This is a genomic window from Clostridium sp. SHJSY1 (assembly GCF_031626875.1).
Lineage (GTDB): Bacteria > Bacillota > Clostridia > Clostridiales > Clostridiaceae > Clostridium.
Map to the genome: position 1 here is coordinate 1 of NZ_JANDMF010000003.1, position 21,319 is coordinate 21,319.

The following is a 21,319-nucleotide window of genomic DNA, read 5'->3' on the forward strand; positions in this document are numbered from 1 at the left end:
TTTCTTTGTTAACATTTTTATCACCCAAGAATATTTTATTATAAAAACGAAAGAGTGTCGACTTTGTCGACACTCTGAGAGGAATTATTTGAATAAATAATTCCTCTCTTACTATTTCTGATATATAAAGATAATTTAATATTTTTAGGGTATGTTGGAACTATATAAGTTGTTTTAACATACCCTATTTAAGAAAACAAGTTTGCAAATTTGTGACATTTATTTATAATTTCGTGAAAAAAATTTGTTATTTTAGTGATATAAGATTAATATAATAGTTTGCAAAAATGTTAATAAAACACTTTTAATTTACCAAAAAATGGTATATAATTTATGTGACATAAGTATACTATGTGGTAGTATTTTTGTTACCTTTCGGAAAATAATATAAAAGGGGGATTAGTTAAGTGGATGAAGTAAAGGGTAAACTCAGTAAAAAGATGAAAGGTATAATTATTGGCCTCTGCATTTTGCTGGTTATATATATAGGATTTTCTGTTTATTTTAGGAATCATTTTTATTTTGGTTCAACAATTAATGGTATTAATGTTTCAGGAAAATCTGTAGAGGCTGCAGATGAAAAAATTTCATCTCAAATAGAATCTTACACATTAGAGTTAGAGGAGAGAGGGGATGTAAAGGAAAATATTAAAGCATCCGATATAGGTCTAAATTATAATTCAAATGGAAATACTCAAAAGATTAAGGAGAATCAAAATCCATACACATGGTTTATAGGAATATTCGCTAATAAAGATTCAAGTAGTTCTGATATAATTTCATATAATGATGAAAAGTTAAAAAATTATATTAATACTTTATCTTGTTTTGATAAGAAGAATGTTGTTGAACCAAAAAGTCCAACTTTTAAATATGATAACAATGGATATTCTATAGTTGATGAAGTTAATGGAAATAAAGTAAATAAAGATTCCTTAAATGATAAGATTTGTGAAGCTCTTAAAAATATGGATAATTCAATAAATCTTGAAGATAAGGATTGTTATGAAAAGCCTAAGTATACAAAAGAATCAAAAGAAGTTTTAGCAGCAAAAGATACTTTAGGCAAATATGTTAATTCTAAAATTACTTACACTTTTGGAGATAGTAATGAAGTGTTAGATGGTCAAACAATTCAAGATTTCTTAAGTGTTAATGATAATTTTGATGTTATAATTGATGAAGGAAAAGTAAAAAAATATGTTAATACTTTGGCAGGTAAACATGATACTATAGGAAAAACAAGGGATTTTACTACTACAGGTGGAAATGTGGTTAAAGTAAGTGGCGGTGATTATGGTTGGGAAATAGACAAGTCTAAAGAAACTCAAGATTTAGTAGTTGAAATTAAAGAAGGACAAACAATTAATAAGGAGCCTAAATATGCTCAAACTGCCATAAATCATAATGCCAATGATATAGGAAATACTTATGTAGAAATTAGTTTAAGTCAACAACATCTATGGTTTTATAAAAATGGTTCCCTTGTAGTTCAAGGAGATATAGTTACAGGAAGTCTTAGTGATAACAAAGCAACTCCAGCTGGAACTTATAAGGTAGAATATAAAGAAAGAAATGCAGTTTTAAAAGGTGCTAATTATGCTCAACCAGTTAGTTTTTGGATGCCTTTTATTCTTGATGAAGGTATAGGAATGCATGATGCAACATGGAGATCTGATTTTGGGGGAAGTATATATATGTCAAGTGGATCTCATGGTTGTGTAAATTGCCCTTATAATCTTGCTGATACAATTTATAATAATATTGACTCAGGTACTCCTGTAATTTGCTACTATTAATAATTAATGAGAAAAAAATTATCATAATGGACCCACTATTTTTTAATAAATAAAAGTAACAAAACTTTTATTTATTTAAAATAGTGGGTTTTAATTTTGGGAAAACTAAAACAGACGACAAAAAAGGACAAAAGTCCTTAAAATAAAAGGACTTTAGATATCTATTTTTATTTAAGCAAGCAGCTATAATTAATAATGAAAAATATATATTATTTAGAATTCATAAAGTATGTTTGAAAATATATAATACATAAATATCACATATTGGTATTAGTAAGTGATGAAGAAAATTATAGATTTATTATAATATGGTATGAAGCTAGGTGGCATAATTTGTAAGGGGGAATCGTTGATGGAAGAAAATAATAGTTTATTGGTTAAAGTAAGTAAAATAAGCAATACAATGAAAGGTGTAGTTATTTGCCTTTGTGTTTTGATTTTTATATATATAGGTTTTGCTATTTATTTTGGTAATCATTTCTATTTTGGAACAACTATAAATGAAATTAATGTTTCGGGAAAATCTGTGGAAACTGCAGATGAATTAATTTCTGATGAAATAAGCTCTTATTCTCTACAAATAGAGGAAAGAAATAATATAAAGGAAGAAATTAAAGCTTCTGACGTAGGATTAAAATATAATAAAAATGAAGAAACTGAGAAGATTATAAATAACCAAACTTCATATCTATGGTTTATAGAAATTTTTAAAAATAATAATTATATTTTATCAGATATTAGTTCTTATGATAATGATAAGTTAAAAGAACATATTAATACATTAGCTTGTTTTGATGAAGGAAATCTTATAACACCTAAAAATCCAACTTTTGAGTATATTAATAATAGCTATTCAATAGTTGATGAGGTATATGGAAATAAAATAATTAAAGATATTTTATTAGATAAAATAAGTACTGCAATTAACAACATGAATAAGACAATAAATTTAGAAGAACAAGGGTGCTATGAAAATCCAAAGTACACTAAAGAATCACCTGAAGTTTTAGCTGCTAAAGATGAATTAGGGAAATATTCTAATGTTAAAATAACTTATAAGTTTGGAGATATTAAAGAGGTTTTAGATGGAAAGTCATTAAAGGACTTGATTGATATTAGTGATGGTTATATAGTTAATCTTAATGAGGAAAAAGTTAAAAATTATGTTGATAATTTAGCTAAAAAATATAATACATTAGGAAAAACAAGAGATTTTACTACATCTACTGGAAATAAGGTGAAAATTGATGGGGGAGACTATGGTTGGCAAATCAATAAATCAGTTGAAACCAAAGATTTAATTTCACAAATTAAAAGCGGACAGTCTATTGAAAAAGAGCCTAAATATAAACAGAAAGCTTTCACAAATGGACTTAATGATATTGGTAATACTTATGTGGAAATAAACTTAAGTAGACAACATTTATGGTTTTATAGAAATGGGTCACTTGTTGTTGAAGGGGATGTTGTTACTGGAAATATAGCCAATAACACAGTAACACCACCAGGAGTTTATAGTCTTAAAGACAAGGAAAAAGATGCAGTTTTAAAAGGTAAAAATGCAGATGGTACTGAATATAATTCACCAGTTACTTACTGGATGCCATTTAATGAAGGTATAGGAATTCATGATGCAAGTTGGAGATCAGTGTTTGGTGGCAGTATATATTTGTCAAGTGGATCACATGGGTGTGTAAATTCGCCAAGTTATCTAGCAAGTACAATATTTAGTAATATTGATGTAGGCACTCCTGTTGTTTGTTATTATGAATAGTTTGTATATAGAAAAGAGTAACTATAAAAAGGTTCTTGAAATGTTTTTTCAAGAACCTTTTTATTACGTTTTACTTTATAAAAAACATGTAAAATAATTCTTAAATATTCTTTGTATTGTAAAAAAAAATAGTATATAATTTATATTGCTATATTAGCTTTTTATATCCCAATATATATACTTTAAATAAAAAATATTAATTATGTATTTTAATGTGGGACAAATTATTAAAATTTTAGTATAATATTTATTGGAAGGGAGTAAATGTCAAATGTCAATGGAAAGTGAAAAAAGCGAGGGTAGTAGGTTTGCAATAAACAGAGTTATAGGTAGTAAATTAGCAAACAATACAGTAAAAAAAGGTATTATAATTTCATTTAGTACTTTACTTGTCATATATTTGGGGATGTCACTATATTTTATTAACCATTTTTATTTTGGTTCTAAAGTTAATGGTGTGAATATTTCTGGAAAAACAGTAAAGCAAGCAGATGACTTAATAACATCTCAGACTGAATCCTATTCATTAAATATAAAAGAAAGAGGTGACAAAGAAGAACAAATAAATGCAGCTGATGTAGGGTTAAAAAGTGATTCTACTGATAAAATTCAAGAATTAAAGGATAGTCAAAAACCTTTTGCTTGGATAGTAGCTCCTTTTATAAATCAAGATGCAGAATTAACAGGTATAGTGTCACTGGATGAAACTAAATTAAATAGTACTTTAGATAAACTTAATTGTCTTATAAGTAAGAATATAGTTAGTCCTCAAAATGCTAAGTTAAGTTATACAGAAGAAGGATATAAAATAGTTGATGAAGTATATGGAAATAAAATCAATAAAGATTCTTTTTATAGCTTGGTAAAGAAAACCATACTTAATGAAGAACCTGAAATAGATTTAGATAAAGCTAATTGCTATGAAAATCCCAAGTTTACTACAAATTCTCAGCAAGTTGTAGATGCTAAAGAAACAGCTAATAAATATTTAGTTTCCCAAATAACATATACCTTTGGGGATAAAAATGAAGTGTTGGATAAAGCTACAATACATAATTGGATTTCGGTTAATGATAATTTCGAAATTGTCCTTAATGAATCAAAGATTAAAGACTATATTAATACATTAGATGATAAGTATGGAACTGTTGGAAAAGCAAGAGATTTTAAAACATCATCTGGAGAAACAAAAAAAGTTGGAGCTTATGTTCAAATGAATGGCGCGAATAAGGCTGACCCTGATGAATTTTATGGTTGGAGTATTAGCACTTCAAAAGAAACAAAGGATTTAATTGAAAATATAAAAAATGGACAATCTGTGACAAAAGAGCCCAAATATGCAAAACAAGCAAAATCACATGGAGCTAACGATATCGGTAATACCTATGTAGAAATAAGCTTATCAAAACAACATTTATGGTTTTACAAAAATGGTTCTCTTGTTGTTGATGGAAATGTTGTAACAGGAAATGTAGCTGGTAGTACAGAAACACCACCTGGAGTTTATAAAATAAAATACAAGGAAAGTCCTTCAACCTTGAAAGGTAATAATGCAGATGGTACTAAGTATGCTGAACCAGTAGAGTATTGGATGCCTTTTAATAGTGGTATTGGAATTCATGATCTAACAAAGAGAAATGCATTTGGTGGAAATATATATTTAACAAATGGATCACATGGTTGTGTAAATTCACCACTAAATTTAGCGCAAAAGGTGTACGAGAACATTGAAGCAGGTACTCCTGTAGTTGTTTATTAGTACAAGTTTTCAAATAATAAAAAGCATATTCTATATAGTAAAATATATGGAATATGCTTTTTATTATAAAATCTTAACATCTAGAATTTTATTTTTAGTATTAAGACTTTATCTTTATAGAATGCTAAAAGTGTTTATTTTGTAAAGAACATATTGACAATACATAGATATTTATCTATATTATATATAGATAAATATCTATGTATGGAGGAAAAATGAAGAAAATTGATCTAACTAAAGGAAACGTAATGTCTGTATTAACCACTTTAGCTTTACCTATAATGGGAAGCTCTTTGTTACAGTTTACCTACAATTTGGTAGATATGTTCTGGGTTGGGGGGATTGGTAGTGATGCTGTTGCAAGTGTTGGGTCTTCAAGTTTTTACATTGGACTAGGATATTCAATAAATTCTTTAGTTATTATAGGTGCAGGAATTAAAGTAGCACATGCAGTAGGAAGAAAAAACACTGAAGAAATAAAAAGTTATATAAATGCTGGATTAATCATTAACCTTATAATGGGGATATTATATTGTTTAATATTAATTTTTTGTGGACGGAGTTTTATAGATTTTTTAAATCTTAATAATTATATAGTAGAGAAAGATTCCTATGTATACTTAGCTATTAATGGTCCTATTTTATTTTTTGCATTTTTTAATTTTTTGTATGCAAGAATACTTGGTAGTTTTGGTAATAACCATGAAGCTTTAAAGATTAATGGAATAGGATTAATAGCAAATGTTATATTAGATCCAATATTTATATATTTTTTAAACTTTGGAGTAGCAGGGGCTGCACTTGCTACACTTGTTGCCAATATTATAATGTTTATAGTATATAAAATTAAATTTAACAATTTACTGAAATTTAATTTTGAAATAGGGTTAAATATTGAAAGGGTATTACATATAATAAAACTTGGGTTCCCTATGGCGTGTCAAAGAATTTTATTTACAATAATCAATATATTATTAGCTAAAATAACAGCAGTTTATGGTTCAGATGCAATAGCAGCACAAAAATTAGGCCTTGAAATTGAATCTGTAATGTATATGGTTATAGGGGGACTTAATGGTGCTGTTTCAAGTTTTACTGGACAAAATTTTGGGGCTAAAGAATATAAAAGAATAACAGAAGGTTATAATACTGCACTAAAAATAGGAATAATATATTCAGTAGTAATGACTTTATTGTTTATATTTTTAGGGGAGAATTTAATAAAATTATTTATTAGTGATGTGGAAACTATAACTATTGCTAAAAGATATTTATTTGTAATTGCTTTTTCAGAAATATTTAGTGCTTTAGAAATGGTATCCAATGGTCTTTTTACTGGATTAGGTAAGCCTAAAATTCCAGCTGTTATAAGTATAATTTTTACAGCTTTAAGAATACCTATGGCCATAATTTTTACAAAGGTTATTGGACTTGATGGTATATGGCTTAGTATTGCTTTATCAAGTGTGATGAAGGGTAGTGTTTCATATTTATTTTATATAGTGAAAATAAGAAAGGAATATAGTTATGTTAAATAAAATAAAAAAGATTTTTACTCCTAATGAGTTATTAAAAGGAAACTATGGTATAGAAAGAGAAACTTTAAGAGTTGATGATGATGGTAATTTATCAAGAACACCTCATCCAGAGGTTTTTGGAAACAAAGTGACTAATCCTTATATAACTACTGATTTTTCAGAAAGTCAAATCGAAATGATTACACCACCATTAGAAACTATAGAAGAAACATATAGTTATTTAAATTCATTATATGATATTGTAGCTATGGAAATAGGAGATGAATATCTTTGGCCTCAATCGATGCCATCTGTAGTTCCAAAAGATAAGGATATACCCATTGCTATTTATGATGATTCTCCAGAAGGAACTGAAGCTAGAAGTTATAGAGAAAAACTTATAGAAAAATATGGTGGTAGGAAACAACTTATATCAGGAATACATTTTAATTTTTCTTTTAATGAAGAAATAATTATTGGTTTATATAATGAAAGTGATAGAAAGGAAGATTACAAAGAATTTAGAAACGGGATTTACTTGAAGGTTGCAAGAAATTATTTAAGATATAGATGGCTTATTATCTACTTGCTTGGTGCAACTTCTACAGTCCATAAAACTTATTTTAATGATTGCAAAAAGTGTTTAGAAGAAATATCAGAATGTAGTTTTTCTAGTGATGGAGCACTTTCTTATAGAAATGGAGAATGTGGTTACAAGAATGAAATCGACTTATTTCCGAGTTATAAAACAATTAAAGAATATTCAAATAGCTTAAATAAGTTTATTGAGGATAAAGTTATTGAGTCATCTAAAGAACTTTATAGTCAAGTTAGATTGAAACCTAAAAACAAGTCGGATTTAATAAGTTCATTACTAAAGGATGGTATTGATTATTTAGAGTATAGGAGCATAGATGTTAATCCTTTTGAAAAATGTGGTATTAGTTTAAATGATTTATATTTTCTTCAAATATTCAATATTTATATGCTCATAAAAGAGGAGAGTAGCTATGAAAAATGGCAAGAAGAAGCTCTTAAAAATCAACATGCTATAGCTAAAGAAGGGCTTAATAATGTTATTTTAATTAAAGATGGTGAATCTATTTACAAAAAAGAGTGGGCCTTAGAAATTTTAAATGAAGTTATGAAAATCAATAATGAGTTGAATTTAGGAAAAGTTGAAATTTTAAATGAGATGATAAGTAAAATTAATAATGAGAAATTAACATATGCCTACAGGATTTATAATGAAGTAAAAGAAAAAGGTTATATTTCAGCTCATTTAAATTTGGCTAAAGAATATAAAAAGGATTCTTATAATAATAGATACAAATTTGAAGGCTATGAAGATTTAGAGCTTTCAACACAGATTTTGATTAAAGAAGCCATAAAAAGAGGAGTAAAAGTTGAATTTCTAGACAGAAGTGATAACTTTATATCATTAAAATTGAAAGATAGAGTAGAGTATGTAAAACAAGCTACTAAAACATCAAAAGATAATTATGCTACAGTTTTAATGATGGAGAATAAGACAGTAACCAAAAAGATACTTTATGGAAATGACATTAGGGTTCCAAAAGGAGAAGAATATAATTCTTTAGAAGAAGCTAAAACGAGAATGAAAAAATATATAAATCAGCCTATAGTTATAAAACCAAAATCAACAAACTTTGGAATAGGGATTAGTATATTTAAAAATGGTGGAACTATAGAAGAACTACTTGAAGCTTTTAAAATTGCATTTAAACATGATAAAACAGTTTTGATAGAAGAATTTATTGAAGGAAAAGAGTATCGATTCTTAGTTATAGATGATAGGGTAGTAGGAATATTACATCGAGTTCCAGCAAATGTAATAGGTGATGGAAAAAATTCAATTAAGAAATTGGTGGATATTAAAAATCAAGATCCGTTAAGAGGCTATGGATATGTAACTCCCTTAGAAAAAATTAAATTAGATGAAAATGCTGCTTTATTTTTAAATAATCAAAACAAGGATTTTGACTATGTACCAAGCAAGGATGAAGTTGTTTGTTTAAGAGAAAATTCAAATATAAGTACAGGTGGAGATAGTATTGATTATACAGATTTAATACCTGAAAGGTTTAAAAAGATAGCGGTTGAATGTGCAAAAGCTGTAAAAGCAAGAGTTTGTGGAGTTGATATCATGCTTGAAGATTATAGTAAAGAAGATTCTAAGTATGGAATAATAGAGTTAAACTTTAATCCAGCTATTCATATTCATTGCTTTCCGTACAAGGGAAAAGAAAGAAAAATAGCTACTCATGTACTTAAGATGCTTGAAATGATATAAAGTTTTCAAAAGAAGGTGTGGATAGAACATGGAAAAAGAGTTAGAGGTAAATGCTAAAATATTTAAAGCTCTAAGTGATCCTAATAGATTGAAAATTATAGAAATATTAACTTGTGAAGAAAAATGTGCTTGTGAGATACTAAATCAATTCGATTTTACACAACCAACATTATCACATCACATGAAAGTCTTGATGGAATGTGGTTTAGTTGTGAGTAGGAAAGAGGGGACTTGGAATTATTATAAATTAAATTGTTCCAACGTACAAAGAATATGTGGATTTTTTAATGATATAGTAATGGAAAATTCAAGTTTTAAATAAAAATTAAATTTAATTGAATAAAAGGTATTAAAGAGAGTAATTTTACTCTCTTTAATTTTGCTCCCTCTACATTTTATGTATTTGGAGATTTTTAATTCATACATATTTTTGCTCCCTCTGTTTTCATAAATTTTCATAAATTATTCAATTTGAATATTATTGAATAATTTCAATTTTATTATATTAATTACATATAATAAAATAATTAGATAAAAATAATATTAAAAGAAATATATATAATTTATTAAGTATTATTAAATAAAAACCAAATAAATACATAACTATTTTTACGAAAAATAAATTTTAACTTTTGCAAAAACACAGAAGTTGTCTGATGAGCAGAAAACTTGAAACGCAAAAAGTGTCACAATGGATTTGCTTTGTGTGAATGATTTTCAAAACTTAATTTGTAATTAATAAATTAAAAAAAGTCTTTAGAGAGTTTTCTTCCTCCCTCTGTTTAAATGAGAAATAATATATGAACTTAAATTAAAGAGAAAGTATCATTTTATCTGTATTTTAGAAATAAAAAACAGATAAATTATAGCGTTTATTTATAATCTTATGTATAATTCATATAAAGATTATAAATAAACGCTATAATTTATTTCGCTAAATACACATTTAGCGCATTTCGTGTTATTGTTTTTAAAAAACAGCTGTGATATAATGATATCAATGGTTTAAGATACTTTTTAGAGGTGAAAAAATGAGAAAAATACGAAATAAAACATATAAATATAAAAATTTTGAATATCCTGAAGAAATACTTTCACTTTTTGAAGTGAATTTAAATAATGCAGATCGTAAAAGAATCCATAAAATCTACTCAAATTATTATGATTTAAAATCTGAACGTGACTATGAATATATAATTGAAGATATATATATTCTTGCTTATAAACATAAATTAGCAACTAGTGAATTAGCTAAAATTTATAATGTTGGTATTAGAAATATTCAAATATGGCTTAAAGAATTAGGTCTTAACAGAGATTTGAAGACCGCATCCAAAATAAAGACTAAAGGTACAAATGTAATCTTAACTACAAGTGAAAATGGACAAGCTATCAAATCTGATATATCAGATAATTTTGGAATTCAATTAGCTAAATCAAATGATTATCCTGAGGCATTAAGTGATTTTTTGAATTATTTAGAAACAATTAAAGGTAAATCAAAAAATACAATCAAAGGTTATACCGTTGATTTAACTCTGTTCTTTAGGTTTTTAAAGGTATATAAAGGCTTAATAAAGGACGCTACGCTAGAATTTGAAGAAATACCTATAAATGATATTCAAAATGACTTTATAAAAGGAATAAAGCTAACAGATATATATGCTTATCTATCCTATGTTGAAAAAAGCAGAGAAAATGGAACATATGCTAGAGCGAGAAAAGTTGCAGCCTTAAAATCTTACTTTAAATTTCTGTATAATAAAGCAAAACTTATTGATGAAAATCCAACATTAGAATTAGAATCTCCTAAACTTGACAAAAGACAACCAGTTTATTTAACTTTAGATCAAAGTCTTGAATTATTAAGTTCTTTGGATGAAACTAATAAGAATTATTATAGAGATTATTGCATATTAACGTTATTTCTTAATTGTGGGTTGAGATTATCAGAACTCTGCTCTATTAATGTTGATAAACTTAAAGGAGATACTTTAACTATTATAGGTAAAGGAAATAAAGAAAGAACTGTATATCTAAATGAGGCATGCTTAAAAGCCATAGAAAACTACCTAAATGTTAGAGATATTTCAAAAACGTCTGAAGAAGATAGAAAATATCTATTTATTTCAGGAAGAAATAAGGTGATAAATAAAAGAACTGTTGAAATTTTAGTAAAAAAACATATTGGAAATGCAGGAATAATTGATGGTAAATACACTCCTCACAAATTAAGGCATACTGCTGCCACCTTAATGTATAAGTACGGAAATGTAGATATTAGAAGCTTGCAAAATATTTTAGGTCATGAGAGTATTTCTACAACACAGATATATACTCATGTAGATGATGATTCTTTAAGAGAAGCTGTTAAATCTAATCCTTTATCAAAAATTTAAAAAAAGAAGAGAGAATTCTCTTCTTTTATCCAATTAAAGGCTCTCCTAATATTTCTTTTAGGCTAGTTAATGTTGATTCGTTATCTCCATCATAAATTACAACTACCCTCCCCTTTTTATATATATGAGGTGCTTTTGACCAACTTATTTTTGTACCATTTATAACAGTTCCGTTATCACTAATTGTTTTCATATCACTGATAATTTTATCTTTATCACTTGTTTCGTATTCGTAAACAGAAAGACTTCCTCCTACTATTTTATAATCTTCACTTTTTACAGAAAAAAAAGGTTTTGTGCTATCCAACTTCTCTGCTTTAAGACCTTTGTTGTCTAAATCTTTTTTAAATTCATCTTTACTATAATCCATTGGAGTATCTTTGATTTTTTCAATTAAATCTGTTGAATTACTTTTTGTATTTTCAGACCCTTGTTTGATATTTTCACTTGCATCTTCTATAGCGTTTTTGGCATTACATCCACAAAAACTAATTAACACTATTAGTGTAATAAGAAAAGAGAAAATTCTTTTTTTGACCATAAAAAATCACCTCTAATAAGCAAATATTTTTAATTTATTATTTGTATTATAAGGTGATTTTATTCTAAGTTATTTAATTGTATTTTTAATTCGTCTAACTCCAGGAAACACTTCGTCAGTCATTTCTTCAAGGTTTCCATCTTCGAATAAAGCTTCTTCGGTAGAATGATCTATATGCTCAAATGCATCTTCATATTCTTCTCCTAAATTATTTTCTTTAGCAAATTCTTTATATGCATCTTTTAATTTATCGTAATCCTCAAATGATGTTTCGTTTAATTCTTCTTCAACATTTTCTTCATCTTCAAGTTCATTCTTATACTCTTCTTCTAAAACTTTATTTTCTTCTACAGTTTTAGCTATATCTTCGATCTTTATTGCTTTTATATCTACTCCATCCATCTCTAGACATTTGCCACAGTTATCACAAATCTTTTTTTTATAAATATCACAGTAATCATCTTCAGTAAATTTAGTCATTCGATACACCACCCATTAAAATAATCAAACTTCATTATATCAAATTATTACCCCATAATCAAATTTTTATTCAGAACATTAGTTTTGAGAACATAAGTTTGATAAAGAATAAATGTTATGCTATAATGAAAAAAAAGAGGTGTTAATATGATTGAAAGCAAAGATAAACAATCTGATATATATAATTTTCTAAAAACTTATACAGAAACAAAAGGATATCCACCATCAGTTAGAGAGATTTGTGAAGCTGTTTCTTTAAGGTCTACTTCAACTGTTCATGGCCACTTAAAACGTTTAGAAAAGAAAGGTTTGATTAAGAGAGATCCTACTAAACCTAGAGCTTTGGAAATAATTGAACTAAATTCAGCTAAAAGAGAAATGCTTAATATCCCCATAGTTGGAAAAGTTACAGCTGGCAAACCTATATTAGCTACTGAAAATATTGAGGATACCTTTTCTATTCCATTAGATTTTATTAAGCATGATAGAGAGTTGTTTGTACTTAAGGTTACTGGTGAAAGTATGATAAATGCAGGTATTCATGATGGAGATTTTGCCATAATTGAAAAGGCTGAAAATGCATCCAATGGAGATATTGTAGTTGCTCTTATAGATGAAGAAGCTACGATAAAGAGATTTTTCAAAGAAAAGACTCATATAAGATTGCAACCTGAGAATGATACTATGGATCCTATAATTGTTGATTCATGCAGTATTCTTGGAAAACTTGTTGGATTGTTTAGACAATATTAAGTAATACTATTATGTAAAGAGTTATATATTTAAATATAGCTCTTTTTATTTTACTTAAGGAGGATTAATTTGTGTTTATTAATATTCCTTTTCCTAATTTCAAACCTGAGATTTCTAAAGAATATAAATTAGTAGTTGCAGATCATAACTCAATAAAGAAACAAAGAAAATATGCATGTAGGATAATGATAATTCTTCATTATATTTTGTGTTTTGGATTTAGTTATAGAATGTGCTCTCTTCCTAATGAATTCATTAGAGCTTTGTTTTGTTTTTTAGTATACTTAATGATAACATTTTCAATTGTGTTTTTAGTTCATCATTTTTTACATTGCTTATTCTACCCAATAGATACTTGGAAAAATCATTGCTATATAGGTTTTTATAAATTAATTCCTTACTGTTATTGCAAAAAGGAATTAAACAAATTGAGGCTTATTTGGGCTGCTTTTTTTCCATTTATCATATTAACAATAGTTCCATTAGTTTTAATTTCTGATAGAGAAATCCTTGATATATTTCTATATTCAGTAGCTTATGGAAATGCTATTTTATCAGCTTTTGATTTTTATGATATATATGTATTATTAAGAAAAGTTCCTGGTTGGAAAAATCCTATATTAAAATCTGCCAATAGATATTTTACTGTTTTAAAAAAAGAAGTTAAAGAGACTCAAGATATTATAGCCTAAGTGTTTTAAAAGCCATCTCACTTTATGATATGGCTTTTAAAACTTCTATTTAATATAATACCTTGTCCAAAGCAATAAGTATTCCAATTTTAGCATGATCGAACGTTAAGCCCCCTTGAAGGTATGCTATATAAGGTTCTCTTATAGGGGCATCTGCTGATAATTCAATGGATGAACCTTGTATGAAAGCTCCAGCAGCCATAATAACTTCGTCCTTATATCCAGGCATAGCCCATGGTTCGCATTCTACATATGAATCAATTGGTGAGCCATATTGTATTCCCTTACAGAAGTTAATAACCTTTTCTGGGTTCCCAAATTTAATAGCTTGAATTATATCGCTTCTTTTATCAGTATACTTTGGTAAAACATCAAATCCAGCAAGTTCCATTATTCTTGAACAGAATACTGCTCCTTTTACAGCTTCAATAGCTACATGAGGAGCTAAAAATAATCCTTGGAATAAAGTTCTCATAAGACCAAAAGTTGCACCACACTCTCCTCCTATTCCTGGTATAGTAAGTCTATAAGCAGCTTGTTCTACTAAATCATTCTTACCTACTATATAACCTCCAGAAGGTGCTAAACCGCCTCCTATGTTCTTTATAAGAGATCCTGCTATTAAATCAGCCCCAACATCAGTTGGTTCTATAACATCAATAAATTCACCATAACAATTGTCTACAAATATATTTACATCTTCTCTTATATTCTTTATATATGTTATAACTTCGCCTATTTCAGAAACTAAAAATGAATTTCTCCATCCATAACCTGTACTTCTTTGAATATGTATTACTTTAATAGTTTCATCCTTTAAAGCGTCTTTTATAGATACTAAGTCAAATTTTCCAGCTTCATTTAAATCTATTTGCTTATATTTTACTCCATACTCTTTTAAAGACCCTATTCTCTCTTCTCCGCTAATTCCTATAATATTATGAAGTGTATCATAAGGTTTGCCTGATACAGCTAGCAATGTATCCCCTGGCCTAAGATTTCCAAAAAGTGCAGCCCCTATTGCATGAGTCCCATTTACGAAATGAGGTCTTACTATTGCAGCTTCTGCATTAAATATTCTAGCATATACCTTATCTAAAGAATCTCTTCCTATATCATCATAGCCATATCCAGAAGAATTAGTAAAATGAGTATCACTTATTCTTTCTTCTTGAAAAGCTTTTAAAACTTTAATTTGGTTGTATTCTCTTATTTCATCATAAATCTTAAACTGATCTTCTACATCATTTAAGGCTATTTCATATAGCTCTAAAGTTCTGTCCTTAAAGTTATATGAATCTTTTAATAAGTTTTTAGTAACTTGTAACATTATATTCCTCCAAAAAATTTATTCCTATTGTATTATAACAATAAAAAAGATGAAAGCCAAACTTTCATCTTTAATTTATATATTATTATCTGAATTTGTAAATAAAATTGGTTTATTTGGAGTTACTGTTGTTATTGCATGCTTATATATAAGAACCTGCTTTCCATCTTGATTTAATACAACTGTAAAGGAATCAAAGCCGGTTACCAAACCTCTTAATTGAAATCCATTTGTTAAATAGATAGTAACTTGAATTTTATCTTTCCTAGCACTATTTAAAAATATATCTTGTAAATTATTTTGTTGTTTAGTCATATAAACACCTCCAATTGCTATTAAAATAATTATACAGTTATTTTATGTTGATGTCATCTTGAATTTTGGCAACAATCATTGCATCACTTAATAAATCTTTATCTAAAAAGATAGCTCTAGGATCTCGTCTAAACCATGTTAATTGTCTTTTAGCATAATTTCTCGAACCTTGTTTTATCATATTTACTGCCTCTTCAAATGATACCTTGCCTTCTAAATGAAAAAGCATCTCCTTATATCCGATACCTTGCATTGATTGCATAGAGGAAGTATGCCCTCTTTCCTTAAGCATTATACACTCATTTAATAGACCTTTTTGAATCATTATATCCACTCTTCTATTTATTCTTTCATATAGATTTTCTCTATTCATGGTTAAAACATAGAGTTTAACATCATAGTTTGAATTATAAAAATCTTCTCCAGAATTATATGAACTAAAGGCCTTTCCTGTTAGTTTATACACCTCTAATGCTCTTATGACTCTTTTTAAATTGTTATAATGAATTTCTTTATAACTAATGGGATCAATTTCTTTTAGCATTTCATGGATATATTCATTACCTTTGTCTTTAGCCATATTTTCTAAATGCCTTCTATACTGATCATCTTTATCAGTTTCTGAAAAATTCATATTACAAGTCAAGGAATTTATATAAAGCCCTGTACCGCCAACTATCATTGGTAATTTCTTTTTGTTTAATATTTGTTCTAATATAGAACTACCTTTATCTTTATATTCAGATACAGAAAAACTTTCTGAAGGATTAACAACATCAATCATATGATGAGGAATTCCATTCATTTCTTCTTTGCTTATTTTTGCAGAGCCTATATCCATATACTTATATATTTGCATAGAATCTGCTGATATAATCTCTCCATCTAAATTTTTAGCTATTTCAATTGATAATTCTGTCTTTCCAACTCCAGTTGGTCCTGCTAGAATTAAAACCTTCTTTTTCATATATTTCACCATTTCTTATACTATTCTTCTAAATTTCTTTTCTAAATCATAGTTGCTAAACTTAATTATAGTTGGCCTTCCGTGTGGACAGTGAAAAGGATCAGCTATATATCTAAGCTCCTCAACTAGTTTTATCATTTCTATTTCTGACAACCTATCATTGCCTTTCACAGCTGCCTTACATGCCATGGTAGCTATCTTATTATATTTAACTTCTGTCGTCTTACCAGAGCCCATAGCCTTAATGTTATCAAGTATGTTTAAAAATAATGATTTAGGATTTAATTTCCCTAAAAAATAAGGAACTTCTTTTAATGTTAATGAATTACCTCCGAATTCCTCTAGAGTGAATCCAGCATTTTTAAATATATCAACATTTTCCTCATAACTTGCATAATCATCTATTGTTAAATCTATTATAGTAGGTAAAAGAAGTGGTTGAACTATTAATGAACCATTTTCTATTTGCTTTAAGTATTTTTCAAATAGTATTTTTTCATGAGCAGCATGTTGATCTATCATGTATAGAACCTCTTCATACTCTGCTAAAATATAAGTTTTGTTAAACTGACCAATTATTCTTAAAGGTGGAAATTTAGCTTGAACCTCTACTTGAATATTATCATTTGATTTCACTTCTTTTTTAACAGGAGTAATTTCTTGCTCCTTTTTCGTCATGATATTCATACACTCTTCTTTAATTGGGTTTTGTGAAGTATTGGGTTCTACTTTATGTATAGGTAGTGTGGGTTCTTTAATCATAACATTTTCTTCTATAATGGTAGGAGATTTAAGGTCAACGGGTATATCTAAATGTATTTTCTCACGTGTTTCAAATGAATTAAAAGATACCTTTTCTTCTGTTAAAGGCTTTATATCTAATTTTATCTCTTCAAATTTAGGAGTATAGGATTTCTCAGCTCTAGCCTCTTCTTCAGGTATCTTAAAAGTATCAAATACATCTTTTTTTAAAGTTTCATGTACTGTATCAAATACTTTTTTAAAAATCATTCTATCATCTGTAAATTTAATTTCTGCTTTTGTTGGATGTATGTTTACATCTACAAATTCAGGATACACTTCTATAAATAAAGTGAAGAACGGAAATTTATTTACTGTACTAAATGATTTAAACGCATTTTCTACAGCGGCTACTATTGTTTTATGTTTTATATATCTTCCATTAACAAATATACTTTGATTGTTTCTAGAACCTCTAGCTATTTCTTCTTTACCTATATACCCATATACAGTTAGAATATCATCACTACTTTCAAAGTATAGAAGATTATCAGTTATAGACTTTCCATATACAGTTCTCAATACATCCTTTAAATTTCCACTACCATATGTATGAAGTACTTTCTTCCCATTGTTATATAACTTAAAGCTTATAGATGGATTTGCTAATGAAGTTCTATTTATTATATCCGTTATAAGTGAACCTTCTCTTGATATACTTTTTAAAAACTTCTTTCTAGCAGGTACATTATAAAATAAATCTCTTACTTCTAAAGTTGTTCCTATATTTATACCACATTCTTTAAAATCTTTTATTTCTCCACCTTCTACAATAAGTTCGCGTCCAAAATCCTCATCTTCTATACGAGACTTTATATTAACTTTTCCTACTGCAGCAATAGATGGTAGAGCTTCTCCTCTAAAGCCTAGAGTACTTATTGTATATATATCATCAGAGTTTCTTATCTTACTTGTAGCATGAGGCAAGAAAGCTTTCTTTATATCATCAGGATGAATACCATCACCGTCGTCTATAATCCGAATTAAAACAGCTCCCCCCTCTTCTATTTCAATAGTAATATTTTTAGAGCCTGCATCAATACTATTCTCAATAAGTTCCTTAACAACTGAAGATGGCCTTTCAACCACTTCTCCAGCTGCAATCTTATTAGAGGTATTTTCATCAAGTAAATTTATTCTTTTCATGATTTTAACCTCCTTATTGTAATTTCTTTGCTTCTCCTATTAGTTTAAATAAAGTATTCATTGCATCCATAGGAGTCATATTTAAAACATCGCAATTTGCAAGTTCTTTAATTAGAGATTCTTTCTCTAAATATTCAAAATCAAGTTGCATAGGTTCATTCTTTTTAGCTTCTTTTGGCTTTTCTATATTAGTTATAGCTACTTCTTCTTTTATAGTTTCTTTAGGTTCTAAATTAATTTTTGATTTTCCTTCTAAAGACTCCAATATTTCTTTAGCTCTATTAATTACATCTTCTGGAAGTCCGGCAAGTTTTGCAACTTCTATACCATAGGATTGGTCTGCTCCACCTTCTATAATCTTTCTTAAGAAAATTACATTGTCTTCTACTTCCTTAACAGCTACTGAGTAGTTTTTAACACCTGGTAAAATACCTTCAAGTTTTGTAAGTTCATGATAATGGGTTGCAAATAATGTTTTACATTTTAGATTACTAGTCTTTGTTATATGCTCTATAACTGCCCAAGCTATACTTAATCCATCATAGGTTGAAGTCCCACGCCCAACTTCGTCTAAAAGTACTAAACTCTTATTAGTTGCATTTCTTAGTATATTAGATACTTCCCACATCTCCACCATGAAAGTTGATTTTCCTCCAGCTAAATCATCCGAAGCCCCTATTCTTGTAAATATCTTATCACAAACTGAAATATTAGCTTTTTTAGCAGGTACAAAGGACCCTACTTGAGCCATTAAAGTTATTAACGCTACTTGTCTCATATAAGTGGATTTTCCGGCCATATTAGGCCCTGTAATTAGTAGAAGTTCATTATCACCACTATTTAATAAAGAATCGTTAGAAACGAATTCTCCACGTCCTATTACCTTTTCAACAACAGGATGTCTTCCTTCTGTAATTTCTATAATTCCCTCTTCATTAATAGATGGTTTAACGTAATCATTTTCCAAGGCAATTAAAGATAGTGTAGATAATGAATCCAGATTACCAATAATCCTAGCACTCTTTTTAAGTCTTCCTATTTCTTTTTCTACTGAATTTCTTATAGAAATAAATAGTTCATATTCTAAGTTTATAAGTTTTTCTTCTGCACCTAGGATTTTATCTTCCATTTCCTTAAGTTCTGATGTTATATATCTTTCGGCATTAGCCAATGTTTGTTTTCTTATATATCTTCCTTCTGGAATAGATGAATAATTAGCTTTGGATATTTCGATATAGTATCCAAATACTTTATTGTAACCTACTTTTAAAGATCTGATACCAGTAAATTCTCTCTCACTATTTTCAAGAGCGGCAATCCATTCTTTACCATGTAGCTTTGCTTTTCTAAGCTCATCCACATCTTCACTATATCCATCATTTATAATATTTCCTTCTTTTAGATTAATAGATGGGTCTTTTAATATCCCTGATTCTAATAGGTCTTTAATATCAGTAAGTTCGTCTAATTCATTATAATATTCCTTTAAAAGAGGAGAGTTTGCTGTGCTTAATGATATTTTTAGATTTGGTATCTTTTCAAGAGAAGACTTTAAAGAAATCATGTCTTTCCCATTTACATTTCCGCTAGAAATTTTACCGACTATTCTTTCAATATCATATATTTCTTTTAGTGCTGATCTTAAATCTTCATTTAGAGATATATTATTATAAAGCTCATCCACTCCATCAAGTCTTTTTTCTATTTCTTTTTTTATAATTAAAGGTTCATCTATCCATCGTCTTAAAGCTCTCCCCCCCATAGAAGTTGCTGTTTTATCCATTACCCATAAAAGAGAACCTTTCTTCCCCTTTTCCCTAATACTTTCAGTAAGTTCAAGATTTCTACGAGAATTACCATCTATAGTCATAAAGTTTACTATTTCATATCTTTCTAAGAAATTTATATTTGTTAAACTCATCTTTTGTGTTTCAAATATATACTTTAATAAAACTTTAGATGCCTTCTTAGAAGTTTCATCTAACCCCTCTACTTCTGCTTCAGAAAATTGTTCTAACAACTCTTTATCACTAACTATAAAATCATTGAAAGGTTTTTCAGTTATTAATGCGTTTGTAGTAGTATGAATTTCATTAATCAGTTCTTTAGATGTGCCTTCTGCTACAAGTATCTCTTTAGGACTAATTTTAGATAATTCATCTAGTAATGTACTCTTTAAATTAGTAAATGATGTTGTCTTAAATTCGCCAGTACTAATGTCTGTTGAAGCTATCCCAATTTTATTTCCATCTTCATATATAGTAACTAAATATGTATTTAAGTTTTCTAATGTAGCATTAGCATCTACATATGTACCAGGAGTAATAACCTTTATTACATCTCTTTTAACTATTCCCTTGGCTTGTGCTGGATCTTCTACTTGTTCAGCTATTGCTACTTTATATCCCTTAGCTATAAGTCTAGGTATATATGTAGCTGCTGCATGAAATGGAATTCCACACATAGGGGCTCTCTCTTCAAGCCCACAGTCTCTTCCAGTTAAAACTAGTTCAAGTTCTCTTGATGCAGTTTTTGCATCATCAAAGAACATTTCATAAAAGTCTCCTAATCTATAAAATAATATACAGTCTTGGTACTTTTCTTTTACATCAAAATATTGTCTCATCATAGGAGTCAATGCCATGTATAATCACCTCAAAATCTAATCTAGATAGTAAACCTATCTTCATTGAAATTATACTATAAGCTTTAAGTAATATCAAAGAAAGAAG

16 protein-coding genes are annotated in these 21,319 nt (G+C 28.0%); 9 read left to right on the forward strand and 7 right to left on the reverse strand.

All coding sequences use genetic code 11. The features are described 5' to 3' along the window. Positions 1–407: 407 nt before the first annotated feature. The 7 genes from NNC19_RS02420 to NNC19_RS02450 all read left to right on the forward strand — a co-directional run bounded on the left by NNC19_RS02420 (position 408) and on the right by NNC19_RS02450 (position 11,562). Positions 408–1,799 carry a L,D-transpeptidase family protein gene (locus NNC19_RS02420; RefSeq protein ID WP_310937010.1) on the forward strand — a complete coding sequence of 464 codons (1,392 nt, stop codon included), beginning with the start codon at positions 408–410 and terminating at the stop codon, positions 1,797–1,799. Between the two features lie 352 nt (positions 1,800–2,151). Continuing rightward, positions 2,152–3,573, forward strand: coding sequence for a L,D-transpeptidase family protein (locus tag NNC19_RS02425; RefSeq protein WP_310937011.1), 1,422 nt, complete (start codon positions 2,152–2,154; stop codon positions 3,571–3,573). A gap of 277 nt (positions 3,574–3,850) precedes the next feature. Further along, positions 3,851–5,332: a L,D-transpeptidase family protein gene (locus NNC19_RS02430; protein WP_310937012.1), complete on the forward strand. Its 1,482-nt coding sequence runs from the start codon at positions 3,851–3,853 to the stop codon at positions 5,330–5,332. Positions 5,333–5,547: 215 nt separating this feature from the next. After that, positions 5,548–6,870: an MATE family efflux transporter gene (locus NNC19_RS02435; RefSeq protein ID WP_310937013.1), complete on the forward strand. Its 1,323-nt coding sequence runs from the start codon at positions 5,548–5,550 to the stop codon at positions 6,868–6,870. Then, positions 6,860–9,163 carry a bifunctional glutamate--cysteine ligase GshA/glutathione synthetase GshB gene (gene gshAB / locus NNC19_RS02440; protein WP_310937014.1) on the forward strand — a complete coding sequence of 768 codons (2,304 nt, stop codon included), beginning with the start codon at positions 6,860–6,862 and terminating at the stop codon, positions 9,161–9,163. The genes NNC19_RS02435 and gshAB overlap by 11 nt, the downstream gene beginning before the upstream one ends. A 28-nt stretch (positions 9,164–9,191) precedes the next feature. Next, positions 9,192–9,485, forward strand: a complete 294-nt coding sequence (locus tag NNC19_RS02445) for a metalloregulator ArsR/SmtB family transcription factor (protein WP_310937015.1) — start codon at positions 9,192–9,194, stop codon at positions 9,483–9,485. Positions 9,486–10,566: 1,081 nt separating this feature from the next. Next, a complete protein-coding gene (locus tag NNC19_RS02450; RefSeq protein WP_310937217.1) occupies positions 10,567–11,562 on the forward strand; it encodes a tyrosine recombinase XerC in 996 nt (331 codons plus the stop codon). A 25-nt stretch (positions 11,563–11,587) separates the two neighbouring features. On the opposite strand, the gene NNC19_RS02455 is transcribed toward NNC19_RS02450, so the two are convergent. Both NNC19_RS02455 and NNC19_RS02460 read right to left on the reverse strand, forming a co-directional pair. Beyond that, a complete protein-coding gene (locus NNC19_RS02455) occupies positions 11,588–12,103 on the reverse strand; it encodes a hypothetical protein (protein WP_310937016.1) in 516 nt (171 codons plus the stop codon). 69 nt (positions 12,104–12,172) lie between these two features. Continuing rightward, a complete protein-coding gene (locus NNC19_RS02460; RefSeq protein WP_310937017.1) occupies positions 12,173–12,583 on the reverse strand; it encodes a hypothetical protein in 411 nt (136 codons plus the stop codon). A gap of 147 nt (positions 12,584–12,730) precedes the next feature. On the opposite strand from NNC19_RS02460, the gene lexA reads away from it, so the two are divergent. Together lexA and NNC19_RS02470 are read left to right on the forward strand one after the other, a co-directional pair. Beyond that, positions 12,731–13,336 carry a transcriptional repressor LexA gene (lexA, locus tag NNC19_RS02465; protein WP_310937018.1) on the forward strand — a complete coding sequence of 202 codons (606 nt, stop codon included), beginning with the start codon at positions 12,731–12,733 and terminating at the stop codon, positions 13,334–13,336. 71 nt (positions 13,337–13,407) lie between these two features. Next, on the forward strand, positions 13,408–14,028 hold the full coding sequence (locus tag NNC19_RS02470) for a DUF3267 domain-containing protein (RefSeq protein WP_310937019.1): 621 nt from the start codon (positions 13,408–13,410) through the stop codon (positions 14,026–14,028). A 49-nt stretch (positions 14,029–14,077) separates the two neighbouring features. Here the strand turns inward: NNC19_RS02470 and NNC19_RS02475 are convergent, their stop codons facing one another. The 5 genes from NNC19_RS02475 to mutS all read right to left on the reverse strand — a co-directional run bounded on the left by NNC19_RS02475 (position 14,078) and on the right by mutS (position 21,231). After that, on the reverse strand, positions 14,078–15,358 hold the full coding sequence (locus NNC19_RS02475; protein WP_310937020.1) for a methionine gamma-lyase family protein: 1,281 nt from the start codon (positions 15,356–15,358) through the stop codon (positions 14,078–14,080). A 75-nt stretch (positions 15,359–15,433) separates the two neighbouring features. Further along, positions 15,434–15,673, reverse strand: a complete 240-nt coding sequence (gene hfq / locus NNC19_RS02480) for an RNA chaperone Hfq (RefSeq protein WP_310937021.1) — start codon at positions 15,671–15,673, stop codon at positions 15,434–15,436. A 37-nt stretch (positions 15,674–15,710) separates the two neighbouring features. Beyond that, positions 15,711–16,640 carry a tRNA (adenosine(37)-N6)-dimethylallyltransferase MiaA gene (gene miaA, locus NNC19_RS02485; protein WP_310937022.1) on the reverse strand — a complete coding sequence of 310 codons (930 nt, stop codon included), beginning with the start codon at positions 16,638–16,640 and terminating at the stop codon, positions 15,711–15,713. A 15-nt stretch (positions 16,641–16,655) separates the two neighbouring features. Further along, on the reverse strand, positions 16,656–18,587 hold the full coding sequence (mutL, locus tag NNC19_RS02490) for a DNA mismatch repair endonuclease MutL (RefSeq protein ID WP_310937023.1): 1,932 nt from the start codon (positions 18,585–18,587) through the stop codon (positions 16,656–16,658). A 13-nt stretch (positions 18,588–18,600) separates the two neighbouring features. Next, positions 18,601–21,231 carry a DNA mismatch repair protein MutS gene (gene mutS / locus NNC19_RS02495; protein WP_310937024.1) on the reverse strand — a complete coding sequence of 877 codons (2,631 nt, stop codon included), beginning with the start codon at positions 21,229–21,231 and terminating at the stop codon, positions 18,601–18,603. Positions 21,232–21,319 lie beyond the last annotated feature (88 nt).